Annotated in this window: 21 protein-coding genes and 4 tRNA genes; 14 read left to right on the forward strand and 11 right to left on the reverse strand. The window is 31.8% G+C overall.

All coding sequences use genetic code 11. The features are described 5' to 3' along the window. Positions 1 to 37: 37 nt before the first annotated feature. Together OJ995_RS05510 and OJ995_RS05515 are read left to right on the forward strand one after the other, a co-directional pair. A complete protein-coding gene (locus OJ995_RS05510; RefSeq protein ID WP_264368525.1) occupies positions 38 to 808 on the forward strand; it encodes a CDP-alcohol phosphatidyltransferase family protein in 771 nt (256 codons plus the stop codon). A gap of 77 nt (positions 809 to 885) precedes the next feature. Next, positions 886 to 2,172, forward strand: a complete 1,287-nt coding sequence (locus tag OJ995_RS05515; protein WP_264368526.1) for a hypothetical protein — start codon at positions 886 to 888, stop codon at positions 2,170 to 2,172. Here OJ995_RS05515 and OJ995_RS05520 read toward each other — a convergent pair whose 3' ends face one another. From OJ995_RS05520 to OJ995_RS05535, 4 genes are read right to left on the reverse strand one after another with little or no spacing between them, the layout of a single operon-like run. Then, a complete protein-coding gene (locus OJ995_RS05520) occupies positions 2,173 to 2,925 on the reverse strand; it encodes a LytR/AlgR family response regulator transcription factor (RefSeq protein ID WP_264368527.1) in 753 nt (250 codons plus the stop codon). It abuts the gene before it with no gap. 1 nt (position 2,926) lies between these two features. Continuing rightward, entirely contained in the window at positions 2,927 to 3,301 is a 375-nt protein-coding gene (locus tag OJ995_RS05525; RefSeq protein WP_264368528.1) for a 2TM domain-containing protein, read from the reverse strand. Positions 3,302 to 3,325: 24 nt separating this feature from the next. Next, positions 3,326 to 4,663: a 2TM domain-containing protein gene (locus tag OJ995_RS05530; RefSeq protein WP_264368529.1), complete on the reverse strand. Its 1,338-nt coding sequence runs from the start codon at positions 4,661 to 4,663 to the stop codon at positions 3,326 to 3,328. A gap of 10 nt (positions 4,664 to 4,673) precedes the next feature. After that, positions 4,674 to 5,294: a hypothetical protein gene (locus tag OJ995_RS05535; RefSeq protein ID WP_264368530.1), complete on the reverse strand. Its 621-nt coding sequence runs from the start codon at positions 5,292 to 5,294 to the stop codon at positions 4,674 to 4,676. A 158-nt stretch (positions 5,295 to 5,452) separates the two neighbouring features. Between OJ995_RS05535 and OJ995_RS05540 the strand changes: the two genes are divergently transcribed. The 12 genes from OJ995_RS05540 (at position 5,453) to OJ995_RS05595 (ending at position 17,924) form a co-directional block, all read left to right on the forward strand. Continuing rightward, positions 5,453 to 6,367 carry a glutaminase gene (locus OJ995_RS05540; protein ID WP_264368531.1) on the forward strand — a complete coding sequence of 305 codons (915 nt, stop codon included), beginning with the start codon at positions 5,453 to 5,455 and terminating at the stop codon, positions 6,365 to 6,367. 81 nt (positions 6,368 to 6,448) lie between these two features. Next, positions 6,449 to 6,997 (forward strand): plasmid pRiA4b ORF-3 family protein, encoded by a 549-nt coding sequence (locus OJ995_RS05545; RefSeq protein ID WP_264368532.1) that lies wholly within the window; start codon positions 6,449 to 6,451, stop codon positions 6,995 to 6,997. Positions 6,998 to 7,096: 99 nt separating this feature from the next. Beyond that, on the forward strand, positions 7,097 to 8,155 hold the full coding sequence (locus tag OJ995_RS05550; protein WP_153200198.1) for a nucleoid-associated protein: 1,059 nt from the start codon (positions 7,097 to 7,099) through the stop codon (positions 8,153 to 8,155). A gap of 140 nt (positions 8,156 to 8,295) precedes the next feature. Then, the gene (locus tag OJ995_RS05555) at positions 8,296 to 8,955 is read left to right on the forward strand and encodes a TetR family transcriptional regulator C-terminal domain-containing protein (protein WP_264368533.1); all 660 of its coding nucleotides are present in this window, start codon (positions 8,296 to 8,298) and stop codon (positions 8,953 to 8,955) included. A gap of 6 nt (positions 8,956 to 8,961) precedes the next feature. After that, positions 8,962 to 10,272, forward strand: coding sequence for an ABC1 kinase family protein (locus tag OJ995_RS05560; protein WP_264368534.1), 1,311 nt, complete (start codon positions 8,962 to 8,964; stop codon positions 10,270 to 10,272). Between the two features lie 130 nt (positions 10,273 to 10,402). Next, positions 10,403 to 11,299: an ABC transporter ATP-binding protein gene (locus tag OJ995_RS05565; protein WP_264368535.1), complete on the forward strand. Its 897-nt coding sequence runs from the start codon at positions 10,403 to 10,405 to the stop codon at positions 11,297 to 11,299. Positions 11,300 to 11,306: 7 nt separating this feature from the next. Then, on the forward strand, positions 11,307 to 12,158 hold the full coding sequence (locus OJ995_RS05570; protein WP_264368536.1) for an ABC transporter permease: 852 nt from the start codon (positions 11,307 to 11,309) through the stop codon (positions 12,156 to 12,158). Continuing rightward, on the forward strand, positions 12,148 to 14,193 hold the full coding sequence (locus OJ995_RS05575) for a T9SS type B sorting domain-containing protein (protein WP_264368537.1): 2,046 nt from the start codon (positions 12,148 to 12,150) through the stop codon (positions 14,191 to 14,193). Before OJ995_RS05570 ends, OJ995_RS05575 begins: the two co-directional genes overlap by 11 nt. Positions 14,194 to 14,237: 44 nt before the next feature. Then, a complete protein-coding gene (locus OJ995_RS05580; protein WP_264368538.1) occupies positions 14,238 to 15,248 on the forward strand; it encodes a DHH family phosphoesterase in 1,011 nt (336 codons plus the stop codon). A 2-nt stretch (positions 15,249 to 15,250) separates the two neighbouring features. After that, positions 15,251 to 15,808, forward strand: a complete 558-nt coding sequence (gldI, locus tag OJ995_RS05585; protein WP_264368539.1) for a gliding motility-associated peptidyl-prolyl isomerase GldI — start codon at positions 15,251 to 15,253, stop codon at positions 15,806 to 15,808. A gap of 6 nt (positions 15,809 to 15,814) precedes the next feature. After that, the gene (locus OJ995_RS05590) at positions 15,815 to 16,903 is read left to right on the forward strand and encodes a peptidylprolyl isomerase (protein ID WP_264368540.1); all 1,089 of its coding nucleotides are present in this window, start codon (positions 15,815 to 15,817) and stop codon (positions 16,901 to 16,903) included. A gap of 10 nt (positions 16,904 to 16,913) precedes the next feature. Next, positions 16,914 to 17,924 carry a peptidylprolyl isomerase gene (locus tag OJ995_RS05595; RefSeq protein ID WP_264368541.1) on the forward strand — a complete coding sequence of 337 codons (1,011 nt, stop codon included), beginning with the start codon at positions 16,914 to 16,916 and terminating at the stop codon, positions 17,922 to 17,924. 47 nt (positions 17,925 to 17,971) lie between these two features. Here OJ995_RS05595 and OJ995_RS05600 read toward each other — a convergent pair whose 3' ends face one another. From OJ995_RS05600 to OJ995_RS05630, 7 genes are all read right to left on the reverse strand, one after another. Next, positions 17,972 to 18,403 carry a hypothetical protein gene (locus tag OJ995_RS05600; RefSeq protein ID WP_264368542.1) on the reverse strand — a complete coding sequence of 144 codons (432 nt, stop codon included), beginning with the start codon at positions 18,401 to 18,403 and terminating at the stop codon, positions 17,972 to 17,974. A gap of 47 nt (positions 18,404 to 18,450) precedes the next feature. Next, on the reverse strand, positions 18,451 to 20,247 hold the full coding sequence (typA, locus tag OJ995_RS05605; RefSeq protein ID WP_264368543.1) for a translational GTPase TypA: 1,797 nt from the start codon (positions 20,245 to 20,247) through the stop codon (positions 18,451 to 18,453). 145 nt (positions 20,248 to 20,392) lie between these two features. Beyond that, positions 20,393 to 20,644, reverse strand: coding sequence for a 30S ribosomal protein S20 (rpsT, locus tag OJ995_RS05610; protein ID WP_264368544.1), 252 nt, complete (start codon positions 20,642 to 20,644; stop codon positions 20,393 to 20,395). Positions 20,645 to 20,800: 156 nt separating this feature from the next. Continuing rightward, positions 20,801 to 20,872, reverse strand: a tRNA-Glu gene (locus OJ995_RS05615). 31 nt (positions 20,873 to 20,903) lie between these two features. Then, positions 20,904 to 20,975, reverse strand: a tRNA-Glu gene (locus tag OJ995_RS05620). A gap of 31 nt (positions 20,976 to 21,006) precedes the next feature. After that, positions 21,007 to 21,078 (reverse strand) — tRNA-Glu (locus tag OJ995_RS05625). Positions 21,079 to 21,109: 31 nt separating this feature from the next. Beyond that, positions 21,110 to 21,181: transfer RNA gene (locus tag OJ995_RS05630), tRNA-Glu, on the reverse strand. Positions 21,182 to 21,214 lie beyond the last annotated feature (33 nt).

The raw sequence follows: 21,214 nt of genomic DNA on the forward strand, positions 1-21,214 counted from the left end.
CGACTATATTGTCACAGTTCTTTGTTATTAACTTTAAATGTCAAAATTAAATGCTTCAGATAAATTTTTAGATTTATCTGACTACGGAAGATCTTTCGGAAGGTTTTTCGCTCTTCAATTAAAAGAAACACGATTTACACCTATTCATGTAACACTTTTATTTGGAATTTCTGGCTTACTTGCAATTTATTGCATTTTGTCCCAATTCTATTTAGCAGCCGCTTTTTTCATCATTTTAAAATCAGGTATTGATGCCGCAGATGGTGAATTAGCACGATTAAAAAACACACCTTCTTATGTAGGAAGGTATTTAGATAGCGTGTTTGATATTATATTGAACTTTCTTTTTTTAATGTCTATTTGTTATGTATCAAAAACTTCAATTTGGGTCGCATTATTGGCTTTTATTGGCATTCAATTACAAGGAACACTTTACAATTATTACTATGTAATTTTAAGAAATAAGTCTATTGGAGGAGATGCAACGAGTAAAATTTTCGAATACAAAACACCAAAAGCTTTACCTGGTGAAACACAACAAGCAGTTAATATTTTATTTGGAATCTACACTTTAGTATATAGCATATTCGATAAAATAATTCACTTCTTAGATGCTGATGCTTATAAAGTAAAAACATTTCCTAATTGGTTTATGACTTCTCTTTCGCTTTACGGATTGGGTTTTCAATTATTAATAATTGCGTTCATGTTACCTTTAGGATGGATTGAATTCATCGCTCCATTTTTTATTATTTATTCTCTGTTGATTTTTGTAATAATAGCAATTCGAAAATGTTTTATTCATTAAAATTATAATTCGAACAAAAAACATGTTGTAACATTTTAGCAATTCAATCGTTATATTATTGAACCAAATGGAATTGCATGAAAAGTATCAAAATCATTTTCGCCCTTTTATTTCTTTTATCGATAAATATTGCAAATCCATGTAGTATGTACAAAGTGACCAAAAATGGCAAAACCATGGTGGGTTGTAATGAGGATGCTTGGAGAACAACACCACATATTTGGTTTGAAATTGGGAACAAAAAAACTCCTTTTGGTGCTGCGTTTACTGGTTCTCGATTTGATGGAAAAAATGGTTATGCACCACAATCAGGAATGAATGAACATGGATTGGTTTTTTCAAGATTAGCATCCTATCATCCAGAAAATAATGATTCCAATTTTAAAAACCGCCTAAAAATAAACAATCCAACCCAATATTTAAAAGACATTCTTCACACTTGCAAAACAGTTGAAGATGTAAAAAACTTTATTGAAAAATACGATTACAGTTATTTTATAGAAGACGTTTTCATTTACGTTGATAAATCCGGAAAATATATCGTGGTGGAACCATATAGAATTATTTCGGGCAATGAAGCAAGTTATGTTTTATCTAATTTTTGTCCATCGATAACATCAAAGGAAGATGCTTCTAAACTAGAACGTTATCAAAATGGTGTTTTATTTTTGAATAATAAATTAGAAACCGATTTAGAATTTTGCCGAAAATTATCCGACACCATGCATGTTTGCAGAGACAAAATTGGTGATGGAACGTTATTGACATCAATTTGGGACAACACAAACGGAACTGTGAATTTATACTTCTATCATAAATATGATAAAACCATTCAATTCAATATTAAAGAAGAACTTGCTAAAGGAAATCACATCCTAAAAATAGATTCTTTATTTCCAAAAAATACTGAATTTGAAAAACTAGCTTCGTATCAAATACCTCACAACAATGATATTTTACGCCTTTTTCTGGTGTTTTGTGGATTATTCTTTGTAATGAGTTCTTTTTACTTTTTTGTGAATTATATAAAAAACAGAAGAACCGATAAGTTCAAAAGTATCAAATTACTTTTAATACCGTTTGGTCTCATTTTATTTTACTACATGTATGTTTTAAGTACAAATATGAATATTTTCTATTTTGCCTCACCATATAAAAGTTCATTTAATACTCTTGTAAGCTTGACTTCTTATTTACCTTATGTACTTTTAGTAATAATTATTCCGATGATACGATTCAATTTAAAACTGATACAAGAAAAAATCTGGAATACTTTTGCTTTGATTATCTTAAGTTTAAACAGTTTGTTATATCTAATTTTAATTGGATTTTTTGTGTATTGGCGTTTTTATTTTAATTTTTAATTACCCTATCCACTCTTTAAAATCACTTACACGTTCTCTAGCTACAATTACTTCATCGTCTTTGTAAGTTGGTAAAATGATTTTCAATCTTGAATTGGAATACACTTGAATTTCTTTAACTGCCTTCAATGGGACAATGAATTTTCGGCTTACACGATAAAAGTCTTTTGGATTGATTTCTGCTTCTACAACTTCTAAAGTCGAATCAATTAAATAATCACGATTGTCTAAAGTGTGAATATAAGTTCCTTTGTTTTCGCTGTAAAAACATTCTATTTCATCAATTGAAATCACTTTTAATTGTTGTCCAATTTTTACTGAAAATCGCTTTTTATATTCTTTTTCCACTGGATTGACTAACATGCGCTTAATCGCTTCAAAATCTAATGAAATATTTTGCGTTTGGTTTCTCGCTCTGAATTTATTCACAGCTACTTCCAAATCTTCTTCATCTATTGGTTTCAATAAATAATCAATACTATTTAATTTGAAAGCTCGTAACGCATATTCATCATAAGCAGTTGTAAAAATTACAGCACTTTTAATATCGATTTGCTCAAATATCTCAAACGACAAACCATCAGACAATTGAATGTCTAAAAAAATCAAATCAGGATGCGGATTGTTTTGGAACCAAACAATGGATTCCTCAACAGAATGTAACATGGTATTTACTTGCAAACCTAATTTTTCAACTTTACGTTGCAACAATCGTGCTGCTGGTTTCTCGTCTTCGATAATTAATATATTCATATTAGCTCCACTGATTTTGGTTGGATTTTTCTTTCTCCATAAATTCTTTAATCTTACGCTCTTCCCAATTTTGTCCCATGATAAAATCAGGCAAAAATACCGATAATCCGTGTGCAAACAATCCTAATCCCCAAAAGAAAGCGGTGAAGAAATTATGTGCTTGAAAATAACTTTCGCCATCTTTTAAATTTTGAATATTGATAATCACAATCATAATATTGATGACTAAATAAACAACAGCGTGTGTGTAAAATCCTTTGATTTTCTTTACTCTTTTAACCGCTTGATAATATCTTGCTTCTTCTGCATTTGATGGGATAAAGTTTTTAAACGCTTCTTTATCCATTCTACTATTGATTCTATCTTGTAAACTCATGATTTCTTATTTTTTTAAATTTAATTATTCCCATTTATTGTTTTTGTCTTGATCTTTTTTCAAAATCTCTTGAATTTTTCGTTCTTCCCAAGAACTTCCGTAACCGAAAACTCTGAAGGCATGAAAAACCAATCCTAATCCCCAACCTAACATTGGAAACCAAAACCACTGAAATCCGGAAAAGGTTCTAAAATTGATAAACACTAAAACTGGAATTACGATGCAATAGGAAATTAAACTTCCGTAAAACTCTTTTATTTCTTTGACTCTTCTTGACGCTCTGTCATAAGCCGTTTGTTCATTATAATTATATGTTGTTTCCATAATACTTATTTGTTTGGTTAAAATCGGTAGAAATACTTTGAACTCTTTTTCGTTTTCTTCTACCAATACTTTTCTTTTGGTTAAAATTCCGTAGCGATTAACAATATTTTGTAATCCTACGCCTTTTCGGTCAGATAATATTTCTTTCTTTTGAAGATTGTTAGACACAACTAACTGACCATTTTCAATACTAATTTTGATATGTAGCGGTTTTGCTTCACTTACTACATTGTGCTTAATGCAATTTTCTAACAATAATTGCAACGATAACGGAACTACTTTGGCTTCATCATTCTCAAAACTTTCAGGAATTTCAAAAGTGATGCTGTTTTCAAATCGCATTTTTAGCAAATTCATGTACGTTTTGGCAAATTGTAATTCTTCTGCAACCGAAACCAATTCCTTATCTTTTTGCTCCAAAACATAACGATAAATCTTTGAAAGCGATGTCGTGAATTTTTGAGCATTTTCTGGATTTTCTTCGATTAACGAACTCAATACATTCAAACTATTAAAAAGAAAATGTGGATCGATTTGATTTTTTAAACTTTCAAACTGTGCCGAAGCCGTTCCAGCAATAATTTTCTGTTCTTTTAACTTGTTTTCTTGATAGGCTTTATAGAAATAAACCAAGTGCACAACTAATGAAACAATAATCGTAATCACCATTGCTACAACATAATTAGCAGGCATTTCATTTTGGATAAATTCTTGAATCGTTTTGTCTTCAAACCCAACGTCTTCCAACATTCTCAAAAGAAAAATAGCGAATCCAGAGACAAAAAATGAGGCTAAAAATCCGATTACTAATCGTTTTAAATGAAATCTATTCTTTTCAAAATATTTATCTAATTGGATAAAAATTAATGCATTGGCAATGTAAAGTACCACACTGTACAACATCGTAAAAATAAAATTCCACTTTAATGTTGTAAGACTTGGCAAACTTCTACTGATTAATAAATTCACACCTTGAAGTATCGCAAAAATTACGATTCCAATCACTATTGCTTTAACTATTTCTCTTGAATATTTCATTTTAAAAATTTTATTTACAAGCTTTTACAGCTTCTTGCGCTTTATCTAATCCCCAACTCGGATGAAAAGCCGATTCAGGTTTAAAAGTAGCAAAAAGTTCGATTGCTTTTTCAATTTGGGCACACATTGGTTTCCTATCTTGTCCAAAATATTCTGCCATTCCTTTTTCAAAAGAAGCTTTTTGAAACACAACTCTCGGATTTTCAGGAGCAATCTTATACGCTTTATTCAAAATATATAATACATCACCTGATAATCTTTGCCCGTTTGTCATTGGGTCATAAACAATCCAAGCGGTGTGAATCATAGCTTGCATTACTAAAACTTCTGGATTGTTTTGTGCTAACTCGTTACAAACATCTTGTGCTTTTTGAGCAGCATTCAGTAAAGATTCCATTTTTGATTTGTCTTTCTCAGCAAAAGCTTGCGTAGTATTAATGAAAGCGATGTAGTAATTTGGTAACCAATTTGATTTTTCAACTGAAGCAATTTGCTCTAGCTGAACTAATGCTTCTTTTGAATTTCCGTCTTTCCAAGTTTGTAAGGCTTTTTTCATTCCTTGGTCAAACTGAGTTTGCGCTGACATAATCGAAGCGACAAACATTGCGATGATAGTGATAATTTTTGTCATGATTAATTTTGTTTAATGGTTAAACTGTTCGTTTTATTTTGATGAAGCAAAGTTGCAACAGAAATCGCACCTATAAAATTGAAAGTAACCGAACTGTCATTTTTTGAGGATGAATTGTAACTTTCCCGATTTTAATTACTTTTACCAAAATTAGATTCATGGCATATCAATATATATTAGACGGAATTTACAACGAAGTCATACAAATTGAAAACACCGGAAAAGTAGCCGATTACATTCCAGAATTAGCAAAAATTGATGCGAATAAGTACGGAATTGCATTGGTTGATAAACATCAAAACGTGTTTACAAAGGGCGATGCTCTGGAGAAATTTTCTATTCAAAGTATTTCAAAAGTCATTACGACTTCGCTAATATTCTCTAAAATTGGAAACGATTTATGGGAACGCGTGGGTTATGAACCTTCTGGAAATTCGTTTAATTCGTTAGTGCAATTGGAAAACGAAAATGGTATTCCAAGAAATCCGTTTATCAATGCTGGAGCTTTGGTTGTTGCCGATTTAATGTTAGAACATTTTGAAAATCCAAAAGCTTTTCTTCTTGATTTCGTAAGAGAACTGACTGAAAATCCAAACATCAATTACAACGAAAATGTAGCGCAATCTGAAAAAGCTTTTGGTTACCGAAATGCGGCTTTAGTGAATTTTATAAAATCCTTTGGTAACATCAAAAATGAACCAGTGGCCGTTTTAGACTTCTATTATCATCAATGCTCTATTGAAATGAGTTGTGTGGATTTGGCGAAATGTTTTCAAGTTTTCGCTAATAATGGCGTAATTCCTAAAAGCGATAAAAAATTCCTTTCTACAAGTAAATGTAAACGCATGAACGCCTTAATGCAAATGTGTGGTTTTTATGATCAAGCGGGTGAATTTACTTTTAAAGTTGGGCTTCCAGGAAAAAGTGGTGTTGGTGGTGGCGTAGTAGCTGTTTTCCCAAATCATTACACGGTAGCGGTTTGGAGCCCGAAATTAAACAAAAAAGGGAATTCATTTTATGGTTTAGAAACCTTAGAACGATTAACGACTGAAACTTCATTATCCATATTTTAAAATCTTATCAACAATTCGCAAAAGCAAAAAAGTTTCTCGTAAATAATAATTACTTTTGCAGTTCTTAAAATTTCAACGATTATGATTTATAAATTCAGAGCTATTCTCGATGCTGAAGAAGATATTTTTAGAGATATTGCCATCGAAAGCGACAACTCATTAGAAGATTTACACAATGCGTTAATCAATGCATTTGGTTTTGACGGTACCGAAGTAGGCGCTTTTTATACATGTGCAAACGATTGGTCTTGGCATGAAGAAGATGGAATTCCGTTGTTTGATACAGGTGATATTCCTGGCGAAATAAAAACAATGGCTGAATATACGTTAGACGAATTGGTTCACGAACAAAACACTAAGTTAGTATATGTGTACGATTTATTTTCTATGTGGACATTTTTCTTAGAATTAGCCGCTATTGAAGAGAAAGCTCTTGGAGAAACATATCCTGCTTTATTATTTTCACACGGCGAACTTCCAGCAGAGGCTTTACAAAGTGGTATGCGAGGAGATTTATCTGACGAAGACATGTTTGGCGAATTTGAAGATGATTTAGATGATGATGACTTCGACATGTTTGATGGAGACGATAGTTTTGAAGACATGGGATTTGAAGAAAATTGGAACTAAAAGCCAAAGAATTAAAAAGAATAAACCAAAATACAATCTTTAAAAGCCAAGAAAAAACAAACTTGTTCTATCTTGGCTCTTTTATCTAAACTATAAAAAATGATCAATCTATTTAATGCTCATATTGAGAATTTATCTATTCACCGCGTAGGAAATAAAAGCAGAAACGAAGCTATCTTCTTATCTGAAAATCCATACGGATTGAATGATGAAATCATGCCTTTGTTGAAGGAATTTTTCTTTAAACCTTTTAGAGAAAAAGAAGAAAACTACTTTCAGTTTGCTCATGAAGTAGATTTAGAATACAACGAAATGTACAATTTTGCTTCCGAAGTTTTTAATAACCCAAGCGAAATTCACAACGTTTCAAAAAAAATCACGAAACACCTTTTCGAGCAATCAAATCATCCGCACATTAAAAACGGAGAAGTTTATGTAGCTTATTTTACACACGTTTCTATTGATAATAATGTAGTTGATGCTATTGGAGTTTTCAAAAGTGAAGTGCAAACCGATTTCTTGCAATTTGAAGAAAAAGAAAGCAACTTAGAAATGATTTTACAACAAGGAATTAACTTGAATAAGTTAGACAAAGGTTGTATTATTTTCAACTACAAAAAAGAAGAAGGCTATAAAATTTTAACTGTAGATAGCAACCGTTACGATGCGCGTTATTGGTTAGAGCATTTCTTATCAGTTGATGCGTTTCAAGATGAAAACTTCATGACCAAAAAATACTTGAAATTCTGTCAAGAGTTTGCTAAAGAAGTAGTTTTACCTGCCGAAGACAAACAACAAGAAGTATTGTTCATGAACCGTGCAATCAATCACTTTGCTAAAAATGATGAATTTGAAGAAACGGCTTTCTTGAACGAAGTAATGCAAAATCCAGAATTCATTCCAGAATTCAAAAATTATAAAGTAGATAAAGGTGCCAAATACAGCATCGAGGACGTATCCAGTTTTCCAATTGCAAATGCTGCCGTTACTGATGTGCGTCGTACCTTAAAAAACACGATTCAATTGGATACGAATATCCAAATCAAATTGGATTTCATCAACCCAGAAAGTGCGGAGAAATTTGTTGAAAAAGGTTGGGACGAAGAAAAACAAATGTATTATTACTTGGTTTACTTTAATAAAGAACAAAAATCATAAGACATTTACATACAAAAAATTAAACCTCAATTACAACCTTGTACTTGAGGTTTTTTTTGAAAGAACTTTAACAAAATATTTGTTTAACTTTTTTGATTATAAATTAAACATTCTTTACCTTTGATGAAATTTTAAAAGTCATGGCAAAGAAGAAAGAGTTTACTAATCAAGATATTTTAGGTTTCTACATTGATTATTTTTTAGAAAATAACAAAGCGCCACATTCGGTATATAAATTTGCGAAGCAATACAACTTTGAAGAAGCCGTTTTTTATGCGAATTTTTCATCATTTGAACAAATTGAAAAAACCTTTTTTACTTCCTTATTTCAGCAAACAATGGGTTTGTTAGAAAAAAGCGAAGATTTTGAATCGTATGATGCACGAACCAAATTATTAAGTTTTTACTTCACCTATTTTGAAATGTTAACCGCAAACAGAAGTTTCACAGTTGCACTTTTAAAAGAAGATAAAAACAAATTGAAAAGTCTTTCTAAATTGACAGATTTAAGAAAACACTTCAAGCAATTCTTTGATACTTTAGAAATTGAAAAAATCGATTTAAAACAAGAAAAGTTAATCGAATTTCAAGAAAAAACCATGAGTGAAATGGCTTGGTTACAATTCTTATTCACTTTAAAATTTTGGATAGAAGACACTTCGCTATCTTTTGAAAAAACCGATATTTTCATTGAAAAATCAGTCAATACCAGTTTTGATTTAATGGATATTGCTCCTTTGAAAAGTTTAATTGACTTCGGAAAATTCATGTGGCAAGAAAAAGCCTCATTTAAAATGTAAACACAGATGAAAACTATAGATAGTATTCCTACATCAAAAATTCAGAGAGCATCCAAACTGATTCAAACTGGAGCAAAAGTTGGTGTAAATTACATAAAATATTATGGTGACAAAATCACCAAAACTGAAGCCGAAGCCAAAGAAAATCTAAACATTAACAATGCTTCTGACATTTACGACGGTTTAAAACAAATGAAAGGAAGCGCTTTGAAAGTAGCGCAAATGCTAAGCATGGATAAAAGTATTTTACCTCGTGCTTATGTAGAGAAATTTTCATTAGCTCAATTTTCGGTTCCACCGTTATCGCCACCATTGGTAAACAAAACCTTTAAAAACTATTTTGGCAAACAGCCAAACGAAATATTTGACACTTTTAATGCCACTTCAATAAACGCTGCGAGCATTGGTCAAGTACACCAAGCGAGCAAGGATGGGAAAAATCTTGCTGTGAAAATTCAATATCCTGGAGTGGCAGAAAGTATCAGTTCCGATTTGGCGATGGTAAAGCCAATTGCGATTAAAATGTTCAATATTAAAGGAAAAGATTCGGATAAATATTTCAAAGAAGTTGAAGACAAATTGATTGAAGAAACCAATTACATCAATGAAGTTAAGCAAAGTATTGAAATGGCTGAAGCTTGTGCCACTATTCCTAATTTGATTTTTCCAAAGTATTATCCTGAATGGTCTTCTGAAAAAATTATTACCATGGATTGGATGACAGGCGAACATTTGTCAGAATTCACCGCTTATAATACTGATATTGAGAAGTCGAATATTTTAGGACAAACGCTTTGGGATTTTTATATGTTTCAAATGCACAATTTACGAAAAGTCCACGCAGATCCGCATCCAGGAAACTTCTTGATTACGAAAGACACAAAACTTATTGCATTAGATTTTGGTTGTATCAAAGAAGTCCCGAATGATTTTTATGTACCTTATTTTGAATTGGCGAAGAAAGAAAATTTAGCAAATCCAGAATTTTTTAAATCAAAATTATACGAATTAGAAATATTAAGAACCGACGATTCTAAAGAAGAAACTGAGTTTTTTACTGCGATGTTTCATGAATTATTAAGCTTATTCGCAAGACCATTTCATGTGGAAGAATTTGATTTTTCAGACGATGAATTTTTTGGACAAATTGCCGATTTGGGCGAACGCTATTCAAAAAGCACCGAATTAAGAAATATGAATGGAAATCGAGGTTCAAAACATTTCATTTACATCAACAGAACGTTCTTTGGTTTATACAATTTAATGCACGATTTAAAAGCTAAAAATGTAAAAATCAACAACTTTATAAAATATTAATAATTGCCCCAAGTTTACTAAAAATCCCTAACCAAGCCATATCGTTAGGGATTTTTTTATTTCCTTATTTTTTATTAGTAACAAATAACCCAACTGTTCGTCTTATTTGTAAATCAAAAAACGAATCAACTTGGAAACCATTTTAAAAATCACCAATCTTAATAAGATTTTCAATAGAAAATTACACGCTGTTAAAAACGTGTCTTTTGAAATCAAGAAAGGAAATGTTTACGGAATTCTCGGACCAAACGGCTCTGGAAAATCAACCACTTTAGGAATAGTATTAAACGTAGTTAATAAAACTTCAGGCGATTTTGAATGGTTTGGAGGAAAATCTAATACGCACGACGCACTAAAAAAAGTAGGTGCTATTATTGAACGACCAAATTTTTATCCGTACATGACCGCCAAAGAAAATTTGGAATTAGTATGTAAAATTAAAGGCACTTCGCTTTCAAAAGTAGATGAGAAATTAGAATTGGTTGGGCTTTTAGAACGTAAAAACGATAAATTCAGAACGTATTCACTTGGTATGAAACAACGTTTAGCGATTGCTTCTGCCCTACTAAATGATCCAGAAATTTTAATTTTAGATGAACCAACAAACGGTTTAGATCCGCAAGGAATTCGTCAAATTAGAGATATTATCCGAATTATCGCTTCGCAAGGCACGACCATTTTATTGGCTTCGCATTTATTAGACGAAGTAGAAAAAGTGTGTAGTCATGTGGTTGTTTTGCGTAAAGGCGAAATGTTATATCAAGGTTCGGTTCATGATATGATTGAAAACAATAGCTTTTTCGAGTTAAAATCAGACGATAAAGAGCAACTTAAATTGGCACTTCAAAATCACCCTTCCGTTGAAAAAATAGAGGAAGAAGAAGGAAAAATATTGGTTTATTTAAATCAAGATATTGCTGCCAAAGATTTAAACTCGTATCTGTTTGAACAAAAAATTGTTTTAGAACATCTTGTAAAAAGAAAAAACAGTTTAGAAGAACAATTTTTAGAATTAACCAAAAACTAACACAATCATGAAAAGATTACTATCTATAGAGTTTCAAAAAATTTGGAAAAACAAAGCCAGCCGTGTATTACTACTTGCTTATTTTGTTTTATTAAGTTTCATCGCATTAATCGCATCCATAAAATTTAGTATTGGAACCTTCGAAATTAGAATTGCCGATCAAGGAATTTTTAATTTCCCATATATCTGGCATTTTAACTCATACATAGCCTCTTTATTCAAAATTTTCTTAGCTATTGTAATTGTTTCCATGATGGCAAACGAATATACTTATGGCACTTTAAAGCAAAATTTAATTGACGGATTAAGCAAAAAAGAATTCATTCTTTCCAAATTTTTAGTGGTGGGAACTTTTGCTGTTGCTTCTACTCTATTTGTTTTTGTGATGTCGTTAATATTAGGATATTCATTCTCTTCTTATAATGAAATGGGAATTGTATTTTCTGATTTAGAATATTTATTGGCATTTTTTGTTAAGCTTACAGCATTTTTCTCTTTCTGTTTATTCTTAGGAATATTAGTAAAAAGAAGTGCATTTGCATTAGGCTTTTTATTCATTTGGTTCATTGGAGAGAATATTTTCTATTGGTTAGTGAAATTTGTCATCTTAGGTGGAAATGACAAAACAAAGAATTTTGGAGATACTATTATTCAATTTTTCCCTATGGAAGCAATGAGCAATCTAATTAAAGAACCATTTACCCGATTGAGCGCCATTAAAACGATTGAAACCACTATTGGCGGAGCAAAAGCAGCAAAAGATTACAGTGTTCATTTTTCCGAAGTTAGCATTGTTTTAGTCTGGACTTTTATATTTATTTTAACATCTTATTATATCTTAAAAAAGCGTGATTTATAGTATCTTTGCCGATGCTATGAATACTTTTAAATATACCATTTCTGTCTTACTTTTCGCATTGGGGATCCAATTCGTGAATTCGCAAAATATTTCAGTTGACGAAGGATATACACCTCAAGATTTAGTTGAAGATGTCTTAATAAATAGCACTTGTGCTAATGTATTTAACGTAAGTGTTTCAGGAGGAAATTTTGCTACTGGAGAAAAAAGCTTTGGCTACTTTGACGGAACTGGAACTACCTTCCCATTTCAAAACGGAATTATTCTTTCAACAGGAAAAATCAATAATGCTCCAGGTCCAAATTCCTATCTATCCGATGATGGTGGGAATATGGGTTGGGATGGCGATCCAGATTTAAACGATGCGTTAGGTTTGAGTAATACCTACAATGCCACAATTTTAGAATTTGATTTTATTCCGTTAGGAAACAAAATCAGTTTTGATTATATTTTTTCATCGGAGCAATATTTAACAAATCCTTCTTCAAATCAATGTAATTTTACTGATGGTTTTGCTTTTTTATTGAAAAAAAATGGAGATACTAGATACGAAAATTTAGCAGTTATTCCGGGAACAACAACTCCTGTAAAAGTGAATACCGTTCGTGGCCCGGGAACTATTTGCCCAGTTGCAAATGCTGCCTATTTTGATGCATTTAATGATGTGAATCATCCTACAAATTTTAATGGCCAAACCAAAGTTTTAACAGCACAATCTGATGTTATTCCAGGTGAAACATATCACATAAAATTAGTAATTGCAGATGAAGGAAATTACCGTTATGATTCGGCAATCTTTTTAGGTGGCGGTAGTTTTAATTTTACAATCGATATTGGAGATGACCGATTAATTGCAACAGGCAATCCTTTATGTCAAGGCGAAAATTTAGTAGTTGATGCTACGCAAACTGGAGCAACAGGTTATCAATGGTTTCAGAATAATATTGCGATTCCTGGAGCTACGAATGCAACCTATAATATTACTTCGGCAGGAGATTATTTAGTTGAAATTAATTATGGTGCAACTTGTCAAACTACAGGAAGTATTAAGATTGAATATGCCGCTGTACTAACTATTGATGAAGATAGTTTTACAACTTGTGATGCTGATGATAACCAAGATGGAAAAACGGTCTTCAATTTAGACTCAATTAAAAATAACCTTTTCACAAACTTACCAACAAATTATGTAGTTTCATTTTTTGAGATTCCTACAAGCACGACTGCTTTACCTTCAAATTACACCAATACAACTGCTTTCAGTCAAACAATATATGCAAGAGTAATGAATGTTCAAGGATGTTATACTGACTATCCAGTTGATTTAAGAATTAATACTTTTTCGGCAATTTTAACAGATGAAAATTTAGGTTTGTGCGAAGATAATTTCCTAATTCTAGATGCTGGTGACGGATTTTCAAGCTACAGTTGGAACACGAATCCAATTCAAACTTCACAACAAATAACAGTTTCTTCTGGAGGAACCTACATAGTTACAGTTACCAATGCTACAAATTGCTCTAAAACAAAAACGTTTAACATTACAGCTTCTGGAATTGCAACTATTGAAGATATTATCATTAATGATTTTAGAGAAAATAATTCAGCTACAATTGAAATTTCAAGTTCGAGTTTAGGCGATTATGAATTTTCATTAGACGGAACTAATTACCAAGATTCTAACATTTTCACCAATTTATCACCAGGAGAATACACTGTTTATGTACAAGATAAAAAAGGGTGTGGCATTGTATTCGAAACCTTTTACATCTTAGATTATCCAAAATACTTTACTCCAAACGGTGATGGATATAATGACACTTGGTATATTAAAAACCTTGATAAACGAAATCTTGAAAACAGTACTATTTCTATATTTGACCGTTACGGAAAATTATTAAAACAATATTCAGCAGATAATAATAGCTGGGACGGAACCTTTAATCAAAACATTTTACCAAGCACCGATTATTGGTTTACAATTGAATTAACTAACGGAAAAAACATCAAAGGCCATTTTGCGTTAAAACGTTAGGCATAATAATTGCAGAATAGCTTACAAAATAATATATTCGCAGTATGATGCAAATACACGAAATTGAAGCTATAAAATTGCTTTTAGCTACACCAAAAAAAATTACTATTATTCCACATAGAAATCCAGATGGAGACGCTATGGGTTCTACTTTAGGTTTATATCATACTCTAAAACAACTACAACATGATGTTGTAGTTATTGCACCAAACGAGTTCCCTGATTTTTTAGCTTGGTTACCTGAAAGTGAAAAAGTTTTAATTTTTGAAAGAAGTTTTGATACTTGTAAAGCTATTTTAGAAAAATCAGAATTGATTTTTACTTTGGATTTTAATGCGCTTCACAGAACGGGCGACCAAATGGAAAATGTATTAAAAACGCTAACAGCTCCAAGTGTAATGATAGACCATCACCAAGCACCAGACGGTTATGCTACTTATACTTTTTCTGATACCGCTTATGGATCTACTTGCGAAATGGTATATGATTTAATCTATCAATTAGGTTACAAAAATCTAATCAATAAAAAAGTTGCTACTTGTTTATATACTGGAATTGTTACTGATTCGGGAAGTTTTCGTTTCCCAAAAACAACTAGTAAAACTCATAAATGTGTTGCTGATTTAATTGACACTGGCATCAACAATAGCGAAATTCATAATTTACTTTTTGACAATTCTTCATACAACCGTTTGTTGTTGTTAGGAAAAGCACTTCAAAACTTGAAAATGCTTCCTGAATACAAAACGACTTACATTACCTTAACTCAAGATGAATTAAACGAATTCGGGCATCAAAAAGGAGATACCGAAGGTATAGTAAATTACGGCCTAAGCATCAAAGGAATTGATTTTACAGCTATTTTCATCGAAAATAAAGAAGAAGGCATTATCAAAATTTCTTTTCGTTCACAAGGCGATTTTGATGTAAATCAATTTGCAAGAAATCATTTCAATGGTGGCGGACATATCAATGCTGCTGGTGGGAAATCTTTTTTAAACTTAGAAGAAACGATACAACAATTTATTGCTATTTTAGCAACAGAAAAAAAATAACCATGAAAATTCAAAACTTATTCCTTTTTGGAGTTGTACTGTTTTTTGCAAGTTGTTCGCAACATCAACAGGCCAGAGAACCAATAACACATACTTCAGGAACTTTCATAAAAGAATCTATAGAACGTAATAAAGTTTTAATTGCGGATGAAGAAGATTTAATTGCAGCTATCATTAAAAACGATTCTCTTAAATCGTACATAGCTTCAAATAAAGGCTATTGGTACAAATATGAAACTAAAGTGGAAGAAGTAACTCCATCGCCAAAAAGAGGAGATATCGCTTTTTTTGATTACGAAATTAAAGATTTAAAAAATAGAATTATTTACACAATGACTGAAACAAAGCCTCAAGTCTATTATGTGGATAAAGAAAATATCATGATGGGATTGCGTGACGGAATTAAATTAATGAAAAAAGGTGAAACCGTTACTTTCTTATTTCCATCTCACATGGCGTATGGCTATCATGGGGATGATAAAAAAATTGGTACAAACGAACCCCTAATTTGCACCGTAAGTTTAAACGATATTAAAGTAGATACTCAAGCTAAAAACTAAATAAAAATGAAGATTACCTCGATTTTACTTTTAAGCATTGCTACATTTTTTGCTTCTTGTTCAAAATCATATGACAACCTTAAAGAAGGTTTGTATGCTGATATTGAAACTGCAAAAGGAAACATGATAGTAAAGCTAGAATTTGAAAAAGCACCCAATACAGTAGCTAACTTTGTAACTTTAGCAGAAGGAAAAAACCCTTTTGTTAGCGAAGAATTCAAAGGGAAACCATTTTATGATGGATTAAAATTTCACCGTGTAATTGCTGATTTCATGATTCAAGGTGGAGATCCAATGGGAGATGGTTCTGGAGGACCAGGATACAAATTTAAAGATGAGTTTCATCCTGATTTAAAACACTCAAAAGCAGGGATTTTATCTATGGCAAATGGTGGTCCAAGTACAAATGGAAGCCAATTCTTTATCACTCATAAAGAAACACCTTGGTTAGACAATATGCATACTGTTTTTGGAGAAGTAGTAGAAGGATTAGAAGTTATTAATATTATTGAAACAGATGATGTTATTGAAAAAATAACAATCATCAGAATTGGAAATGCAGCGAAGAAATTTGACGCTGTAAAAATTTTCAAAAACTATTATTCTTCAGTTGCCAAAGAAATTAAAGAAGCGGAAGAAAAAGCACAAAAAATTATCGAAAACAAAGTAAAAGAAATTACTAGTTTAAAAGCTACAGGAACCAAAACTAAATCAGGATTAATTTACCAAGTGATTAAAAAAGGAACAGGTAAAAAACCAACAAACGGTACACAAGTTATTATTCATTATGCTGGTTATTTAGAAAATGGTCAACTTTTTGATACGAGTTATGAAGAAGTAGCTAAGCAATACGGAAAATTTGATCAAAACAGAGCGGACCAAAACGGATATGCTGGATATCCAGTCACAATGGGAAGCTTACCTTTTATTCCAGGATTTAATGAAGGTGTTGAAATGATGAATTATGGAGATAAAATGATGTTATATATTCCATCTGAATTAGGATATGGGCAACAAGGAGCAGGAGATGCTATTCCACCAAATGCTAATATTATATTTGAAGTAGAACTTTTAGAATTTAAACCAACTAACTAATAAATATAAAATGAAAAACATATTTAAAATAGTAGTGATTGCCTTAAGCTGTATAACTTTCGGAGTTGCGCAAAACAAAAAACAAGACGGAATTTTTGCTGAATTCAATACCACAAAAGGAAAAATTGTAGTTGAATTGGAATTCAAGAAAACACCAGTAACTGTTGCAAATTTCATTTCCTTAGCAGAAGGAAAAAACACTAAAGTTGACGCAAAATTTAAAGGAAAACCATACTATAACGGATTAAAATTTCACAGAGTAATTGCTGATTTCATGATTCAAGGTGGTTGCCCAGATGGAACTGGAGCTAGTGGACCAGGTTATAAATTTGATGATGAAATTGTTGCCGATTTAAAACACTCAGGAAAAGGAATTTTATCAATGGCAAATGCAGGACCTGCTACTAATGGAAGTCAATTTTTTATTACTCACAAAGCTACTCCATGGTTAGATGGAAAACATACTGTTTTTGGTCATGTTATTAGTGGACAAGAAATAGTAGATAAAATTGCTCAAAATGATGTAATAACTTCGGTTAAAATTATCCGAGTAGGAAAAGAAGCAAAAAAATTCAATGCAGAAAAAACATTTTCTGATTATTTTGCAAAAAAGGAAATAGCTGAAAAGCAAAAAGAAGCTAAAGAGAAAGAAGCTAAAGAAAAAGCAATGCTTGAATTTGCCAATGCTACAACGACTCCTAGCGGATTAAAATATATTGTATTACAAGAAGGAACTGGCAACAAACCTGTTGCAACTAGTAATGTTAAGGTACATTACACTGGAATGTTTTTAGACGGTAAAGTTTTTGATAGCAGTGTACAACGAGGAGAATCTATTGATTTTGGATTAAACCAAGTTATCAAAGGATGGACAGAAGGAGTTCAATTAATGAAAGAAGGTGCAAAATATAAATTTTACATTCCATCTAATTTGGCGTATGGTGAAAGAGGTGCTGGAGGTGTTATTCCTCCAAATGCCGATTTAATTTTCGAAGTAGAATTAATCAAGATAAATCAATAACAAAAAAGCCGCTAATTAAAATTAGCGGCTTTTTTTATTTGATAGAATTAAAATCTCCAGTCAAATTCGTCTTTATCACTAAAAACGGCACCTACTTCGATCTTAACAACTTCATTATAATCTACGTGAACAAACAACCAGTTTTCTTCGTTAAAATAACTCATCATTCCTTCTACTGTATCCGTTTCAAAAGATTTTACTTTATTCTTTTCTAAAACAGGAAATATATCGCTCCAATTCTTTCCAATTATAGTTGTGTTAAACAACTTTACTATTGGATTAGTTGTCGTCATATACCCTAATCTAAAAGCTTCTTCTTTGTAAAAAATCAAACGAAGTTTTCTAGCGTTATACATAAAAACAACGTTTTCTTCTTCATCTTTATATTGCGTATCGGGTTTACCCAAAATCTTAGTAACATCTTGCTCTTTCATCCCGAAAAGCAAATTGTCAATTCCGTATTTTAATTTAATTTCCATGCTTGTATATGCTAAAAAATCCCGACTTTCATCGGGATTCATATTAATTATATTTTAAAACGTTTTCTGTCGTTTTCTGTCAAATAAATTTTTCTTAAACGAATAGATTTTGGAGTAACCTCAACATATTCATCTTTTTGAATGTATTCTAACGCTTCTTCTAATGAAAAAATAATTGGTGGAATAATTCTTGCTTTTTCATCATTTCCAGATGAACGTACGTTTGACTGTTTTTTAGCTTTAGTTACGTTGATACACATATCATCACCACGAGAGTTTTCACCAATTACTTGACCTTCATAAATCTCAGCATTTGGCTCCACGAAGAATTTACCACGATCTTGTAATTTATCGATAGAATAAGGAATTGCTTTTCCGTTTTCCATAGAAATTAACGAACCATTGTTACGTCCTGGAATAGTTCCTTTGAAAGGTTCGTATCCAATGTAACGGTGAGACATAATAGCTTCACCAGCAGTAGCAGTTAACAATTGATTTCTTAATCCTATAATTCCACGAGATGGAATGTTGAATTTAATAATCATACGTTCTCCTTTAGCTTCCATCGATAACATTTCTCCTTTACGGATTGTTACGAATTCTACAGCTCTACCTGAAAGATTTTCTGGTAAGTCAATTGTTAATTCTTCAATTGGTTCACATTTTTGACCATCAATTTCTTTGATGATAACTTGTGGTTGACCAATTTGTAATTCATAACCTTCTCTTCTCATTGTTTCAATAAGAACTGATAAGTGAAGAACTCCACGACCAAAAACCATGAATTTATCGGCAGAATCAGTTTCACCTAACTTCATTGCTAAGTTTTTCTCTAATTCTTTAGTTAGACGATCTCTAATATGACGAGATGTTACAAATTTACCTTCTTTACCAAAGAAAGGAGAATCATTAATTGTGAACAACATACTCATTGTTGGCTCATCAATAGCGATAGTTTGTAAAGCTTCTGGATTTTCAAAATCAGCGATAGTATCACCAATTTCAAATCCTTCAATACCAATAATCGCACAAATATCACCGGCAATTACTTGATCTACTTTTTTACGACCTAAACCTTCAAAAGTATGTAATTCTTTAATTCTAGATTTGATTACTGTACCATCTCTTTTTACTAAAGATATTGGCATTCCTTCTTTTAAAACACCTCTTTCTAAACGACCAATCGCAATACGACCAGTGAATGAAGAGAAATCTAAAGAAGTAATTAACATTTGAGGAGTTCCTTCAGATACTTTAGGAGCTGGAACGTGTTCCAAAACCATATCTAATAAAGGTTCGATGTTTTCCGTTTGATTTCTAAAATCATCAGACATCCAGTTATTTTTAGCCGAACCATAAACAGTTGGGAAATCTAATTGAGCTTCCGTAGCACCTAATTCAAACATTAAGTCGAAAACTTTTTCATGAACTTCTTCTGGAGTACAGTTTTCTTTATCAACTTTATTAATAACCACACATGGTTTTAAACCTAAGTCAATTGCTTTTTGTAATACGAAACGCGTTTGAGGCATTGGACCTTCAAATGCATCAACTAAAAGACAAACACCATCAGCCATATTAAGTACACGCTCTACTTCTCCTCCAAAATCGGCGTGACCCGGAGTATCGATAATGTTGATTTTTGTTCCTTTGTAAGTTACAGAAACGTTTTTAGAAGTAATAGTAATTCCTCTTTCACGCTCTAAGTCATTATTATCTAAGATCAAATCTCCAGTGTTTTCGTTTTCACGAAACAACTGACAGTGGTACATAATTTTATCAACCAAAGTAGTTTTACCGTGGTCAACGTGTGCAATAATTGCGATGTTTCTAATAGAAGTCATTTATTAATTTTTTGAAGGTGCAAAGGTAATGTTTATTTTGATAAAAACACTATAGTAATCAATACTTTAGTAGAAATAACAAAATGATAACCTATAAAAAAAGCCCTCAAGATGAGAGCTTTAGTATATTTTACGAAACAGTAGACTATAAAGAAGCTACGTGTCTAGTTAATTTTGATTTTAAGTTAGAAGCTTTATTATCATGAATGATATTTTTCTTAGCTAATTTATCAATCATAGAAATAACTGATGATAATTTTGCAGAAGCCTCAGCTTTGTCAGTAGCTAAACGAATAGCTTTAATTGCGTTACGAGTAGTTTTGTGTTGGTATCTGTTTAACACTCTTCTTTTCTCGTTACTTCTAATTCTTTTTAAAGCAGATTTATGATTTGCCATTTTGTTCTTTTTTTAATTGTAATAATTGTTATAAACTACTAGTTAAAAAAGAAAAACCTCCCACAATTACATTCGCAATCACTTTGGTTTTAACTAATAAAATAATAACCGAGACACCAATTATTATTTTATAAAACTTATTTACAACTAATTCTGTAGCCCGTAGGGGAATCGAACCCCTCTTACCAGGATGAAAACCTGGCGTCCTAACCGATAGACGAACGGGCCATTAACCAATTCTTTTTAATCTCAATACTTGTAGCCCGTAGGGGAATCGAACCCCTCTTACCAGGATGAAAACCTGGCGTCCTAACCGATAGACGAACGGGCCATTAACCAATTCTTTTTAATCTCAATACTTGTAGCCCGTAGGGGAATCGAACCCCTCTTACCAGGATGAAAACCTGGCGTCCTAACCGATAGACGAACGGGCCATTAACCAATTCTTTTTAATCTCAATACTTGTAGCCCGTAGGGGAATCGAACCCCTCTTACCAGGATGAAAACCTGGCGTCCTAACCGATAGACGAACGGGCCATTACATTAATTTTGTAATGCGAGTGCAAAAAT

The sequence above is a fragment of the Flavobacterium lacisediminis genome (genome assembly GCF_025909975.1).
In the GTDB taxonomy this organism is placed as follows: domain Bacteria; phylum Bacteroidota; class Bacteroidia; order Flavobacteriales; family Flavobacteriaceae; genus Flavobacterium; species Flavobacterium lacisediminis.

What these genes read in the sequence shown, in the direction of transcription:
- OJ995_RS05590 (WP_264368540.1), top strand. Translation starts at nt 15,815, where the DNA reads ATGAAGATTACCTCGATTTTACTTTTAAGCATTGCTACATTTTTTGCT.
- OJ995_RS05510 (WP_264368525.1), top strand. Translation starts at nt 38, where the DNA reads ATGTCAAAATTAAATGCTTCAGATAAATTTTTAGATTTATCTGACTAC.
- OJ995_RS05545 (WP_264368532.1), top strand. Translation starts at nt 6,449, where the DNA reads ATGATTTATAAATTCAGAGCTATTCTCGATGCTGAAGAAGATATTTTT.
- OJ995_RS05580 (WP_264368538.1), top strand. Translation starts at nt 14,238, where the DNA reads ATGATGCAAATACACGAAATTGAAGCTATAAAATTGCTTTTAGCTACA.
- gldI (WP_264368539.1), top strand. Translation starts at nt 15,251, where the DNA reads ATGAAAATTCAAAACTTATTCCTTTTTGGAGTTGTACTGTTTTTTGCA.
- OJ995_RS05520 (WP_264368527.1), bottom strand. Translation starts at nt 2,925, where the DNA reads ATGAATATATTAATTATCGAAGACGAGAAACCAGCAGCACGATTGTTG.
- OJ995_RS05600 (WP_264368542.1), bottom strand. Translation starts at nt 18,403, where the DNA reads ATGGAAATTAAATTAAAATACGGAATTGACAATTTGCTTTTCGGGATG.
- OJ995_RS05555 (WP_264368533.1), top strand. Translation starts at nt 8,296, where the DNA reads ATGGCAAAGAAGAAAGAGTTTACTAATCAAGATATTTTAGGTTTCTAC.
- typA (WP_264368543.1), bottom strand. Translation starts at nt 20,247, where the DNA reads ATGACTTCTATTAGAAACATCGCAATTATTGCACACGTTGACCACGGT.
- OJ995_RS05570 (WP_264368536.1), top strand. Translation starts at nt 11,307, where the DNA reads ATGAAAAGATTACTATCTATAGAGTTTCAAAAAATTTGGAAAAACAAA.
- rpsT (WP_264368544.1), bottom strand. Translation starts at nt 20,644, where the DNA reads ATGGCAAATCATAAATCTGCTTTAAAAAGAATTAGAAGTAACGAGAAA.
- OJ995_RS05525 (WP_264368528.1), bottom strand. Translation starts at nt 3,301, where the DNA reads ATGAGTTTACAAGATAGAATCAATAGTAGAATGGATAAAGAAGCGTTT.
- OJ995_RS05560 (WP_264368534.1), top strand. Translation starts at nt 8,962, where the DNA reads ATGAAAACTATAGATAGTATTCCTACATCAAAAATTCAGAGAGCATCC.
- OJ995_RS05515 (WP_264368526.1), top strand. Translation starts at nt 886, where the DNA reads ATGAAAAGTATCAAAATCATTTTCGCCCTTTTATTTCTTTTATCGATA.
- OJ995_RS05595 (WP_264368541.1), top strand. Translation starts at nt 16,914, where the DNA reads ATGAAAAACATATTTAAAATAGTAGTGATTGCCTTAAGCTGTATAACT.
- OJ995_RS05540 (WP_264368531.1), top strand. Translation starts at nt 5,453, where the DNA reads ATGGCATATCAATATATATTAGACGGAATTTACAACGAAGTCATACAA.
- OJ995_RS05530 (WP_264368529.1), bottom strand. Translation starts at nt 4,663, where the DNA reads ATGAAATATTCAAGAGAAATAGTTAAAGCAATAGTGATTGGAATCGTA.
- OJ995_RS05535 (WP_264368530.1), bottom strand. Translation starts at nt 5,294, where the DNA reads ATGACAAAAATTATCACTATCATCGCAATGTTTGTCGCTTCGATTATG.
- OJ995_RS05550 (WP_153200198.1), top strand. Translation starts at nt 7,097, where the DNA reads ATGATCAATCTATTTAATGCTCATATTGAGAATTTATCTATTCACCGC.